This is a genomic window from Synechococcus sp. CBW1004 (assembly GCF_015840715.1).
Lineage (GTDB): Bacteria > Cyanobacteriota > Cyanobacteriia > PCC-6307 > Cyanobiaceae > Cyanobium.
The window spans coordinates 2,551,185-2,563,415 of sequence record NZ_CP060397.1; the positions used below are offsets into that span (position 1 = coordinate 2,551,185).

Here is a 12,231-nt window from a genome sequence, read left to right on the forward strand (position 1 = left end):
CCGCCTCTTGCTCCGGGTGGTCAGCTGCCCCCCCTGAGTGGTGATCCCGCTGTCCTCGCGCCCCTGCCGGGCCACGTCTGGTGACGATGTGCGATCAGAGTGGTCCGTCACCGTTGCTGTGTGGGTTGGTCGCCGTCGGCGGGCTGCTTGCTGGGCTCAGGGGGTGCCGCTGCTCTTGCCGATGTGGAACCAGGTGCTCATCAGCGCCTTCACCATCGGGGCTGCCACCGTGCCGCCGTATCCCCCCGAGTTCTCGCCGAAGGCCACGATCACCAGATCGGGCCGGCCGGCCGGTGCATAGCCGCCGAACCAGGCGTGGTCCGGGCGGGGCGGATCCTCACCGGTGCCGGTCTTGCCCGCCACCGGTGGCAGCAAGGGATCGTTGAGGAGCGTGGCGGTGCCCTCGGTGACGACCATGCGCAGACCCTCGCGCACCACTCTCACGGTGTCCGGCTTGAGGCCGATCCAGCGGTTGGGTGTGTCCCGCTCCACCAGATGGGGGGTCACCAGCGTGCCGCCGTTGGCCACAGCGGCATAGAGACGTGCCATCTGCAGCGGCGTGACCGTGACCGCGCCCTGGCCGATGGCGGAGGTGATCGTGTCCACCGACGTCCAGGCTTCGCCCAGCACCTTTTTCTTCCAGGCGGGATCTCCCAGCAGTCCGGCCGTCTCCTCTTCCTTCAGCTCAATGCCGGTGAGCTGGCCGTAGCCCAGACGTCTGGCCGTGCGGAACAGCTGATCAGGGCCCATTTTGAGCCCCAGCAGGTAATAAAAGCTGTTGCTGCTGACCGCCAGTGCCTTCTGGAAGCCGATGAACCCGAAGGCGCCGTGATCGCCGTAACACTGGCCGTCGTAGCAGAACTGACCCACGGTCGGCAGGGTCGAGCTGGGGACGAACTGACCGGATTCCAGGCCGGCGATCGTGGTCACCACCTTGAAGGTGCTGGCGGGCGGAAATCCCTGGAAGGCACGGTTGAGCATCGGGGCCACCGGACGGTTCAGGTCGTTCCATTGAGCGGTGGTGGGACCCTCCGAGAAGATGTTCGGATCGAAGTTGGGCCGGCTCGCCAGGGCGCGGATGGCGCCGGTGCGTGGATCCATTGCCACGATCGCCCCCTTCGCGACGCTGCCGAGGGCCCGCTCGGCGGTGCGCTGCAGATCCAGATCGATGGTCAGGCGCAGATCTCTGCCGGCCCGGGCGGGCTTGTCGCCCAGCACCCGCTGCACCTCTCCTGCGGCATTCACCTCCAGCTGCTGGCCGCCCCATTCGCCGCGCAGATGGCTCTCGTAGGCCTTCTCCAGGCCGCTTCGGCCGATCCGATCCTGCAGGCGATAGCCCTTCTCGCGCAGGCGCTCGTATTCCTCCTCGCCGATGCTGCCGGTGTAGCCCAGCAGATGGGAGGCCAGCCTCCCTTCTGGATAGGACCGCAGCACATCGGCAGCCACTTCGACCGCCGGGAAAGTGGAGGCCTGTTCCCGGAACCGCAGCACCTGGGTCTGGCTCAGGGGACCCGCCAGCTTGATCCGGTAGCCCTCGCTGTTCTGCCCCAGCTCGTGATTGCGATCCAGGGTGGCCGCGGGAATTCCGAGGAGGGAGGCGAGCCGGTCCCGCAGCCCTGGCCAGTCGCCGGGGCTCAGCAGGCGGGGCTGCACATAGAGCTTGTAGGTGAGACGGTTGGTGGCCAGGACCCGGCCGTTGCGATCGAGCAGCCGTCCGCGGATGGGATCGCGCGGGATCAGGCGGATGCGATTTTCATCGGCCATCGCCCGGTAGTCGCGGCCATGCAGCAGCTGCAGCCAGGCCAGGCGGCTGACGATGGCACCGCTGAGCAGCAGCAGCACCAGCAGAAGCACCGTCGCCTGTGAGCCGACACCGGTGTGGCGGGTTGAACTGCCGTAGGTGCGCATCAGCCGCTGCGACGCTCCTCGTCGCGCGGGGGTTGTGCCGATGTGAGCAGTCGTTGCTCCAGCAGTGTCAGCCGGGCGGCGATGCGGCTGAGGGCCTGCTGCAGCTCGGCGGGATCCTCAGGCACAGCAGGATCCGACGCGGAAGCGCTGCTCCCTTCCGGCGAGGCGGCTGCCGGCTCTGGAACATCCCGCACTGAAACCTTGACCACAGGATTGCCCAGTCCCGGCTGCAGCCGGTCGAGGTTGTCACGCAGCTGCCGGGCCGCCGGTTCCCCCTCCTGACGCAACCGGGTCAGGGGGTCGCTTTCACCGTCTCCGGTCTCGAAGGCGGCGATCACCTCGCGCGGGCCGCCGCGCCGTGCACGCTCCACCATGGCCAGCCCCAGGGGCAGGACGTCCTGCATCAGCGCGAGGCGCAGGGAATCGAGAGGCTCTCCAGCCATGGGGTGCCGCTCCGGCGTGAATCGGTTCAGTCTGGCGCGGCAGCCCGCTCAGGGAACCGGGCGCTGGATGGCAGGGGCGACGATCTGCTGACGGCAGGAGGACTGGCTGCCCAGCCACCAGCCGCCGGCCGCGGTCAGCACCAGAAGGGCGGTCAGAGGCACAAGGGCCTGGCGGGTGGCTTCGAGGGTCAGCCATTCGCCCCAGTAGCGCAGGGTGCGTTCGCGGTCGAAGCGGCGGCGCTCCTTGAGCTCCTGCTGACGCCGGCGCTGTAGGGCCCGCTCCACCCAGCGTTCGAAGGCCCGCTTCTTGGTGACCGCCATCTTGCGCTCCACCTCAAGCAGGTGGCCGGCGCTGAGGTCGGGGTTGAAGGTGGTGATCAGGTCAAGCGACTTGATGAACATCTCCACCGCGCCGTCCTTGATGGCGCCCTCCTCGTCGCTCAGCAGATCCCAGTCCACCTCGGGGTAGAAACGCAGGCGGTTGCTCTGGATCTGTTCCTCACTGAGCTGGCCCGGCTCTCGCAGCCAGCGATCGGTGTTGGCGTCAAAGCGGCGCCAGTAGAGGAAGGGATTGAGATAGATCGTGCGGCCCGCCAGCACGATGCTGTCCTGCTGCAGGCGACGCTGCAGCTGGGGATCGGAATCGGTGCCCCCGCCAGGCGAACTGGGGGAGGTGCCGACGGCGGGAGGGACGGCGGTCACGGGCCGGAACCGGGGTGCCCGATGGTACCGGCAGGATCCGCGGCAGGCCAGGTCTCAGGGGGACATTCAGCGTCAGGCGTTCACGACAGTTCTGCTGCTGGCGTGGCCCACGACCGGCAGCCCCGGTCGGGGCGGAGGCGGCAGGTTCCCCGCCTGTCCCGGGTGCGGGAAGGTCCGGGGTCGCATCGTGCATGGCTCTGCTCGCTCATCGCATTCAGGGGGCAGTCACTGGCGCCATCAACCCCCTGCCCCGAGCTGCGGCGCCCGCCTGTGCCTATTCCCACTCGATCGTGCCGGGGGGCTTGCTGGTGATGTCGTAGACGACGCGGTTGACGCCGCGCACCTCGTTGACGATCCGGTTGGAGATCAGCTCCAGCAGGTCGTAGGGCAGGCGTGACCAGTCGGCCGTCATGCCGTCCTCCGAGGAGACGCAGCGCAGCACGATCGGATAGGCATAGGTGCGCTTGTCTCCCATCACGCCGACGCTGCGCACCGGCAGCAGCACGGCGAAGGCCTGCCAGATCTCATGGTAGAGACCAGCGTTGCGCACCTCCTCGCGCACGATCAGGTCGGCGTCGCGCAGGATGTCGAGCCTGTCGTCGTTCACCTCGCCGAGGATGCGGATCGCCAGACCCGGGCCTGGGAACGGATGGCGCCCGACGATCTCCTCGGGCAGCCCCAGGGCGCGGCCCACCTTGCGCACCTCATCCTTGAACAGGCGGCGCAGCGGCTCCACGAGCTTGAACTGCAGATCCTTGGGCAGGCCACCGACGTTGTGGTGGCTCTTGATCTTCACCGCCACCCGCTCACCGGTCTTGGGATCGATGTTGGTGCCGGCCGACTCGATCACATCGGGATAGAGCGTGCCCTGCGCCAGGTAGTCGAAGGGGCCGAGGCGCTTGCTCTCCTCTTCGAACACCCGGATGAATTCGGTGCCGATGATCTTGCGCTTCTCCTCCGGATCGGTGATGCCGGCGAGTTTGCTGATGAAGCGTTCGCGGGCATTGATGTACTCGACATTGATGTGAAAGCGCTTGTCGAAGAACTCCACCAGGAACTCGGGCTCGCCCTTGCGCATGAAGCCCTGGTCGATGAACATGCAGGTGAGCTGATCACCGATCGCCTTGTGCAGCAGGAAGGCCAGCGTCGAGGAATCGACGCCGCCTGAGAGCGCCAGCAGCACCCGTTTCTCCCCCACCTGGGCGCGCACATCGGCGATCGCCTCATCAATGAAGGCTGCGGTGGTCCAGTCGGGGGCGCAGCCGCAGATGTGGTACACGAAGTTGCGGATCAGCGCCATGCCGCAGGTGGAGTGCACCACCTCCGGATGGAACTGCACGCCGTAGAGGCGGCGCGTGTGGTCGGCGACGGCCGCCTCGGGTGTGTTGTCGGTGTGGGCCAGCCGCACGAAGCCGTCAGGCAGTCGTTCCACCGAATCGCCGTGGCTCATCCACATCGTCGAGCCATCGTCGACGTTGGTGAGCAGGTCGATCGGGTCATCGACATGCAGTGGGGCCTTGCCGTATTCGGCGCGGCCGGCTGCCACCACGGCCCCGCCCAGCTGCTGCACCATCAGCTGCATGCCGTAGCAGACGCCGAGCACCGGGATGCCCAGCTTCCAGATGCCCGGATCGCAGACGGGTGCACCGTCCTCATAGACCGAACTGGGGCCGCCGCTGAGGATGATCCCCTTCGGTGCGATGGCCCGCAATTCCTCGGCGGTCGTGGTGTATCCCATCACCAGCGAGTACACCTCCGTCTCGCGCACGCGCCGCGCGATCAGTTCGGAATACTGCGAGCCGAAATCGAGGATGACGATCGCCGGGTGACGTCCCTGGCCGGTGGCCTCGGAAGGTGACGGGGACGTATCCGATTGCGACATCAGGCCATCAAGGTTCTGCCTGCACCCTAGGAGCCGACTGCGCGGCGGTCCTCGCGTCGATGTCTCCGCCCAGCTCCCGCAGCAGCCTCTCTCCCACCGGACCCCAGGCGCGGATGCGGCGGCTGCGGTCGAACAGCACCGCCCCCACGGCAGCTCCCGTGGCGCCGTGGCGATCCAGGTAGTCGAGGCAGCGCGTCTCGATGGTGGTGGCCACGCGGCGGCGTACCCGCTCGGCCAGCGCCCCGTCATGCCGGTCGAGCCCACTGAGCCCCGCCTCCACCGTGGCGGCTGCATGCAGGTCGCGCAGGGCGTCGCCGCTCAGGCCTTCGAGGGCTGCGTGGGCCGTGAGGATCTCGAGGCGGCCGTCGGCCAGGTGGTGGTGGGTGTGGAAGATCCCTCCGGCCAGCTTGATCAGCTTGCCCTGATAGCCGAACAGCAGCAGTCGCCGGACTCCTCCCTGGCCGGCCGCCACCAGCACGGGGCCGAGCCAGTTGCCGCATTTGATCAGCAGGTGCGCCGGCAGGCCCAGACGGGGGGCCAGGTCGAGGCCGTTCTCGCCGATCACCAGCACCAGGTCGCCGGCGAAGTCGGGAGCGTCCAGCCGCTGACGCAGGGTTGCAAGCGTCCGTTCCAGCTGATCCGGATCGGCGCTGGCCTGGGTTTCCGCCTGGGTGCCGATCAGAGCCAGGCCGTCCACCACTCCGAAGGCGGCGTTGCTGGTGCGCTCTGCCAGGCGGCGGCCTGCGGGCAGTACCAGCCGCAGCCGCAACTCGCACTCGGCGGGGATGCGCCCGCTGAGGTTGATGTCCAGCAGCCGGCGCGCATAGGCCGAGCTGCAGAGTTCGCCGCTGCCGGCATCGACGCCCACCCCCTCGCCGGCTTCCAGCCTCCAGGCCGCCTTGCCCGCTTCGAGGGGCTCGGAGCGCGGCTCCAGCCGGGCGAACACCCAGACCAGCAGACCGCGGGTGAGGTCGAGCCCGTCGCCGGGATCGCAGATCGTCTCGGCCAGGACCCAGCCGTCGCTCAGCCGGGCGCCCGCCTTCACGGGGATGGCCTCAAGCGTCGTTTCGTCGTCGCTCAGCTGCAGCTCCGTCTCTGCGGGGACCTCCTCCCCCAGCAGCACCGCAAGCGAGGCCGCAGCACCTGCCGCCACCCAGACCGGCAACGTGTATCCATGCGGACGATGGGACAGGGAGGACGGCGCCGCGGCAGGCATCGGGGAGCAGGGGCGACGGGGTGCAGGTGGCGAGAGCGACGGGCCGCAGAGACGGCAGATGGCGATCGGGGGTTCGGCCGAGGCGCCTGCTGTCGCAACAGTGACCGGCGTGGCAGCTGGACCCGAGGGTGTGTGCCGGCGCTGCCCGCACTCTGGGATGGAATGGCCCCGCGGCGGTCGGGAGCCTGGCGGTGAGCCCGGGGTGTCGGGGTGTTCCCTGACCGCTGTCGACTCGATTCCGCCCTGTTCTGCCACGGGGGCGGAGCGGGCTGCGGTGGGATGGACCGAGTCGGCCCCGGCGCTGGCCAGGCTGAGAGCCCGTCCGCGCTGCGGAGGCCAGAAGGCCGTTTTTTAAGGTGGGGGATTGCGCCGCTGTCGTACCCGCCCATGCAGGACAAACTCACCCTGATGATTCCTGGCCCCACTCCGGTGCCGGAAACCGTCCTGCAGGCGATGGGGCGCCACCCGATCGGTCACCGCAGCGCCGACTTCCAGAAGATCGTCAAGCGCACCACCGAGCAACTGCAATGGCTGCATCAGACGAGCAGCGACGTGCTGGTGATCACCGGCAGCGGCACCGCCGCGATGGAGGCCGGGATCATCAACGTGCTGAGCAAGGGCGACACGGTGCTCTGCGGTGACAACGGCAAATTCGGCGAGCGCTGGGTGAAGGTGGCCCAGGCCTACGGCCTGGATGTGCAGGTGATTAAGGCCGAGTGGGGCCAGCCCCTCGATCCCGAGGCCTTCCGCACCGCCCTCGAAGCCGACACGGCCAAGGCGATCAAGGCCGTGATCCTCACCCACTCGGAAACCTCCACCGGGGTGATCAACGACCTGGAAACGATTGCCAAGCATGTGCGTGCCCACGGCACCGCCCTCACCATCGCCGACTGCGTCACCAGCCTCGGGGCCTGCAACGTGCCGATGGATGCCTGGGGCATCGACGTGATCGGCTCTGGCTCCCAGAAGGGCTACATGATGCCGCCGGGCCTGGCCTTCGTGGCGATGAGCGAGCGGGCCTGGGCCGCCTACGAGCGCTCCGACCTGCCGAAGTTCTATCTGGATCTGGGCAAGTACAGGAAATCGGCCAAGGCCGACAGCAACCCCTTCACCCCAGCGATCAATCTCTATTTCGCCCTTGAGGCGGCCCTGGAGATGATGCAGAAGGAGGGCCTGGAGGCGATCTTCGCCCGCCACGGCCGCCACCGCGCCGCCGCCCAAGCCGGCATGAAGGCCATCGGCCTGCCCCTGTATGCCGCCGAAGGCCACGGCAGCCCGGCAATCACCGCCGTGGCCCCCGAGGGCATCGACGCCGAGGCGATGCGCAAGGCCGTCAAGGAGAAGTTCGACATCCTGCTGGCCGGCGGCCAGGACCACCTCAAGGGCAAGGTGTTCCGCATCGGCCACCTGGGCTTCGTCTGCGACCGCGACGTGCTCACCGCCGTGGCCGCCATTGAGGCCACCCTGCAAGACCTCGGCCTGCATAAGGCCACCGCAGGAGCCGGCGTGGCGGCCTGCGCCGCCGCCCTGGCCCAGGGCTGAGCCCCTGCAGAAGCCACGCCGGAGCGGATCGCAAACCAGCCCATCCGCTCCGGGCCTCTGCTAACTTGAATATCTACACCTTGCGGGTGTAATTCAGTGGTAGAATGTCAGCTTCCCAAGCTGAACGTCGCCGGTTCGAGTCCGGTCACCCGCTTTTCGGTTCAGGCCTGAGATTTGTTGAGCCTACAGTGATCATCTTGCTTGGCACTGGCTGGCAGCATGTCAGGGCTTGATTACGCATGACAGTGGATGCTCCCGACTGGCGAAGCCTTCTCACAGGGTTTCTCACCGCTGGGTCGTTTCATGGCCTGATCGACCGTCCTTGATCGGTCCGAATCGCCGTAGTGAATCGACCAAATCCGACACTTGCAAAGCGGCCTAGGACGAGAGAAAACGCTCTCCGCGCACCTGCTCCACACCTCATCAACAAACCGATCGATCTCCCAGAGACCGGGAGGATCGGGCTGGCTGCAGTGGTGCAAACCCAGCTGGTCGTAGTAGGGGAGCCCACTGCCCGCATGAGGCAGAACACTGTCGAACTCCTGGAAAGTCTCATGGGTGCAGCTCAGTCCGCCATCGAGCAGCATCAGCTTGATGGTGGAACTGGCGCCGCTGCGCCGCGTCCACACCTCAAATGTGACAGGGGCGGTGCGCAACAGAATCCGGCGCACGCCAGCAGCGTTCAGATTGGCATTGAAAGCCAAGGGCACTCCCTGGGATGGGCAGTGGTTCGGGGAAAATCTGGGCCCCAGCCCTCGAGGCGGAAACCAGCCAGATCCGGCAGGGCTTGGGCTTGACAGGCCTTGATCTCCAGGGCGTAGCGGGCATGCCGCTGGATCGCATCGTCCATGAACAGCGCCGCCCGGATCGGCATCTCCGGGTTCGAGGAGAAGCCATGCATCACCAGGCCGGCGGTGATGCAGCGCAGGGCCGCCAGCTGCAGGTCAAGGGGTACCTCGCTGAGCGGATCGTCGCGCATGCCACCCTGCACCAGCTCCTCGTGGCAGCTGCCCAGCCGCTGCACCTAGGAGGGCGGTTGGCGTTCACGAAGGCTCAGGTGGGCCTTGCCTGCTGGCCGTGGCGAATGGCCACGGCCCGATACTCCGACTTGGGGGCATCGGCTCGCAAGGTCGCCAGGTCCCGGTACATGGCCGCAGCCTGCTTGCCAGAAGTGAACGAAAGGAATTCTCCTTCTACCTCGAAGCGGTACCAGTGCCGCTCGCCCCCCGGCACATGCAGAAGCGTGCCCGCTTCGATCGGCTGCTCCTGATCCCCAACGCCGAACACCACCGGCCCCTTGATGACGAAGAACGTTTCATCCCAGGGATGGCAGTGGGGTGCCGGTCCGGTGCCATTGCTGCCGCTGGTGTAGAAGGCCTCGAACGCTTGGGCCTCGTCTCCCGAAATCAGGGCCTGGATGTCAAATCCTGCAATCCGGTTCGGCGCTGGCCGTTGCGAGGGCGTAACGATGCGTGCGCAGGTCATGTTGATGAGCCCTCTGGTCCGTTAAAGCTGGTGCAGCCAGCAGCTGCCGTCAAGCGGATCGGCAGAACGACTCAGGGCAGCATCAGCGTGACAGGCCGGCCGTGACGGCGGTCCGAAGGCGCTCGCTGATTTCTAGGGTTCCCGGCGACGAGCCTGGAGCCTGGGTCAATGACCGAACTGCACGCCCGGCTCAGGGCCTTCCTGCGCCACCGGCGGATTCAGCTGAACGTGGTGGCCTCCAACCCCCGCCAGGGGGGCACGATGCTGCTGATCGCCCTGGGCTGCGCCCACTTGGCCGAAGGACACCAGGCGATCGGCCTGGTGAATGAGCCCGGCAATCTCGGGGTGCTGCCCGGCTGTCGTCACGACCAGGCGGATAATCCGCGCCGCGACGTGGATATGGAGCGGCTGTTGCTGATCACAGCCCAGCTGGCCTGGCTGCAGTGGCGCCTGCGGCAGCAGACCAACGCCGGGGGCTGTGAGGTCGGCTGGATCGAACGGCAGCGCGAACTGGCCCAGCGCCTGTGCCAGCCCAGGATCCATGACGCCGAGGGCCGCTACGACCCCGGCTTCGATACGAGGCTGCTGGCCGATGTGGAAGCTCTGCTGCAGAGCCTGGATGGAGGGGATGGCGGCCACCGGATCCCAGCCACCGAGCAACCGCCCCTGATCCTCACGGTCAAGGAGCACACCTACAACCGCAACGAGGCTGAGTTTCTGCGTCTGCTGACGCTGGTGCAGGAGAGCGGCGGCAGCCTGCTGTTCACCACAAGGCGGCCCAGCGACTGTTTCCACTCGTTTCTGCTGCGCCGCACCGTTCACTTTCTGAGCGCGGCCGGCACCATCACCAACCGGGAGATCGCCGCGGTGGTGAGGAGGCTGCTGCCCGCAGGGCCCGAGGCCGCTGATCCGGGGCCCGCGCTGGAGGATCTGGAGCGCTGGGCAACCGCCGGCTTCAGGAGCAGCGGCGACCGGATCGATCGGCAGCGCCTGCTCGCCTTTGTGGGCAAGGCGCCCGGCGACAGCATCGCTGCGGACGATCTCCAGCAGGCGGGCCAGCGGATCTGGGCGCACGGCCTGGACATCATCCAGATCAGCTACGCCAACACGGAGCGCTACCTGCGGCTTGCCCGCGAACGGCTGCCCGCTTCCACCCATCTGGTGGATTTCGACGCGCTGCTGGAGCAGCCGGATGCCACGCTCAGCGCGCTGGCGCGGACGATCCCCTGGATTCAGGCTTTTCGCAGCCGGGACTGGGATCCCGAATGCCTGAGGAACGTCGTGAACATCCCTGAAGCCTTCGTGCTGCCGGGCAGTGAGATCGAGCGCAACGTGTGGTTCAAGGACACTCTCTGCGCCACGGGCATCCGCCCCCGGACGGATCGGCAAACCGGGCTTGAGCTGCTGCAGGTCCTTGACCCTCAGGCCGCGGCCGACCTGGAGCGCGCCCATCAAGCCGTGCTGGCCCTTGGCTGAGGCCCCCGGCTTCCGGACGCTCAGCGCGGCATCAGGGTGACCGTCTGGCCGGTGCGTACCGACTCCACGATCGCCTCGGCGATGCGCAGACCCTCGATTGCCTGGCTCAGGGAAGCGGTGGCCGAGGGGATGCCCGAGCGGGCTGCGGTCACGAAATCGCGCAGTTCCTCCCGCAGGGCGCCCAGCACCCGGCCCTGCCGCTGGGGCCAGAGCAGCCCGTCGGGGCAGTGCTGCCGCTGCTCGCCCCAGATCTGCAGGGGACCATCCAGCAGGCGCAGCTGAGCGGTGCGGCGCGTTCCCACCACGGCCAGCTCGGCATCGATCGTGCCCTGCCACGTCTCCGTGATCACGTTGGCCGGGGCCTGGGCAGGCACGAACCAGCTGGTTTCCACAATCCCCACGCAGCCGCTGGCGAACTGGATCAGCGCGAAGCAGCCCTCAGGGGAAAGGTGGCTCCCGAAGCGCCGCTCCATCGCCATCACGCGGCTGGCCTGGCTGCCGCTGAACCAGAGCAGCAGGTCGATGTCGTGGATCAAGGTTTCAAACACGGTGTGGGCCCGATCGGCCACACCCTCAAACCAGGCGGCGCTGCAGTTGCGCTTCGCCCGCAGCGACACCAGCTCACCGAAGCCCCCCGTCGCCAGCTGCTCCTGCAGCAGGGCATGCTGCAGCTCGTAGCGCAGGATCAGGCCGGTCTGCAGCAGGCTGCCGGAAGCAGTCGCTGCCTGCCGCAGCTGCTCGGCCTCCTGCCAGGAGGCCGCCAGGGGTTTTTCGATGAACACCGGCCGGCCAGTGGCCACGGCCTGAAGGCCCTGGCTGCTGTGCTGTTCATCGGGGGTGACGATCACGAAGGCATCCAGATCCGGATCAGCGAGGAGCTCTTCGGCTGCGCTGTAGCGCCTGGGCACCCGATGCCGATCGGCCACTTCGCACCGCCGTTCGACGTTGGTATCGGCGATGGCCGCCAGTTGCACCTCTGGGAGAGCAGCCAACACCGCCGCGTGGAGCTGGCCGAAGCGGCCGACACCGAGCAGTCCGACCCGCAAGGGCGCAGAAGCGTCGATCACAGGAAGCCGCAGAGATCGGCAGCCATCCAGCGGCGCCATGCTCCTGGCTGATCAGCAGGGTCAGCCTGCGACGATCTCAGCTGGGGATGGCTTTCCGTCCACCGGCGGCCTGAGTGACGGGGGCGGTTGGCTGGTTGGACCATGTAAAAGCCTTCCAGGCCGGCGCATGCGAACGATGATCCTGGCTCTCCGTTGCTCAGCTCACGACAACCGGTCCCTCTTCGGCGTTGGTGGCCGGGGGGATCAGGTTCGGATGCTGGGCCACCCATGCTGCCGCCAGCCGATTCGATTCAACAGCCCCCTCCTTGGATGTGAAGACGCTGAGAGAAATCATGCGACCGCCAGATTCGCCAACATCGACAAAGCAGTAACTCACGAAGCCTGGAATGTTTTTCTGCGCAGGCAGAAATGATGCCGCGACCTCCTTGATGATCTCAGCAGCATTCTCAATCCCTTCGTACTGCCTCAGGGTTGCATACATCGTCATTCCTGCAAAACATCCTCAACTTA

Annotated in this window: 11 protein-coding genes and 1 tRNA gene; 3 read left to right on the top strand and 9 right to left on the bottom strand. The window is 67.2% G+C overall.

What is annotated here, in order from left to right:
* Positions 1 to 156: 156 nt before the first annotated feature.
* The 5 genes from mrdA to cbiD all read right to left on the bottom strand — a co-directional run bounded on the left by mrdA (position 157) and on the right by cbiD (position 6,151).
* Positions 157 to 1,908 carry a penicillin-binding protein 2 gene (gene mrdA / locus H8F25_RS12150; RefSeq protein ID WP_197210638.1) on the bottom strand — a complete coding sequence of 584 codons (1,752 nt, stop codon included), beginning with the start codon at positions 1,906 to 1,908 and terminating at the stop codon, positions 157 to 159.
* Positions 1,908 to 2,351 (bottom strand): hypothetical protein, encoded by a 444-nt coding sequence (locus tag H8F25_RS12155; RefSeq protein WP_197210639.1) that lies wholly within the window; start codon positions 2,349 to 2,351, stop codon positions 1,908 to 1,910. Before H8F25_RS12155 ends, mrdA begins: the two co-directional genes overlap by 1 nt.
* Before the next feature lie 48 nt (positions 2,352 to 2,399).
* A complete protein-coding gene (locus H8F25_RS12160) occupies positions 2,400 to 2,981 on the bottom strand; it encodes a hypothetical protein (protein ID WP_197213800.1) in 582 nt (193 codons plus the stop codon).
* 346 nt (positions 2,982 to 3,327) lie between these two features.
* Positions 3,328 to 4,935, bottom strand: coding sequence for a glutamine-hydrolyzing GMP synthase (gene guaA / locus H8F25_RS12165; RefSeq protein ID WP_197210640.1), 1,608 nt, complete (start codon positions 4,933 to 4,935; stop codon positions 3,328 to 3,330).
* Between the two features lie 7 nt (positions 4,936 to 4,942).
* Positions 4,943 to 6,151, bottom strand: a complete 1,209-nt coding sequence (gene cbiD, locus H8F25_RS12170) for a cobalt-precorrin-5B (C(1))-methyltransferase CbiD (protein ID WP_197210641.1) — start codon at positions 6,149 to 6,151, stop codon at positions 4,943 to 4,945.
* Positions 6,152 to 6,538: 387 nt separating this feature from the next.
* Here cbiD and H8F25_RS12175 point away from each other — a divergent pair, with 387 nt between their 5' ends.
* Complete coding sequence (locus H8F25_RS12175) at positions 6,539 to 7,693, top strand: alanine--glyoxylate aminotransferase family protein (protein ID WP_197210642.1); 1,155 nt, start codon at positions 6,539 to 6,541, stop codon at positions 7,691 to 7,693.
* 82 nt (positions 7,694 to 7,775) lie between these two features.
* Positions 7,776 to 7,847: transfer RNA gene (locus H8F25_RS12180), tRNA-Gly, on the top strand.
* A 528-nt stretch (positions 7,848 to 8,375) separates the two neighbouring features.
* Here H8F25_RS12180 and H8F25_RS12185 read toward each other — a convergent pair.
* Together H8F25_RS12185 and H8F25_RS12190 are read right to left on the bottom strand one after the other, a co-directional pair.
* Complete coding sequence (locus H8F25_RS12185) at positions 8,376 to 8,717, bottom strand: hypothetical protein (RefSeq protein WP_197210643.1); 342 nt, start codon at positions 8,715 to 8,717, stop codon at positions 8,376 to 8,378.
* Positions 8,718 to 8,746: 29 nt separating this feature from the next.
* The gene (locus H8F25_RS12190) at positions 8,747 to 9,178 is read right to left on the bottom strand and encodes a cupin domain-containing protein (RefSeq protein ID WP_197210644.1); all 432 of its coding nucleotides are present in this window, start codon (positions 9,176 to 9,178) and stop codon (positions 8,747 to 8,749) included.
* A gap of 168 nt (positions 9,179 to 9,346) precedes the next feature.
* Here H8F25_RS12190 and H8F25_RS12195 point away from each other — a divergent pair, with 168 nt between their 5' ends.
* Positions 9,347 to 10,654, top strand: a complete 1,308-nt coding sequence (locus H8F25_RS12195) for a hypothetical protein (RefSeq protein ID WP_197210645.1) — start codon at positions 9,347 to 9,349, stop codon at positions 10,652 to 10,654.
* A 20-nt stretch (positions 10,655 to 10,674) separates the two neighbouring features.
* On the opposite strand, the gene H8F25_RS12200 is transcribed toward H8F25_RS12195, so the two are convergent.
* Both H8F25_RS12200 and H8F25_RS12205 read right to left on the bottom strand, forming a co-directional pair.
* Positions 10,675 to 11,760, bottom strand: coding sequence for a Gfo/Idh/MocA family protein (locus H8F25_RS12200; protein ID WP_197210646.1), 1,086 nt, complete (start codon positions 11,758 to 11,760; stop codon positions 10,675 to 10,677).
* 157 nt (positions 11,761 to 11,917) lie between these two features.
* The gene (locus H8F25_RS12205; RefSeq protein WP_197210647.1) at positions 11,918 to 12,202 is read right to left on the bottom strand and encodes a hypothetical protein; all 285 of its coding nucleotides are present in this window, start codon (positions 12,200 to 12,202) and stop codon (positions 11,918 to 11,920) included.
* Between the last annotated feature and the right edge of the window lie 29 nt (positions 12,203 to 12,231).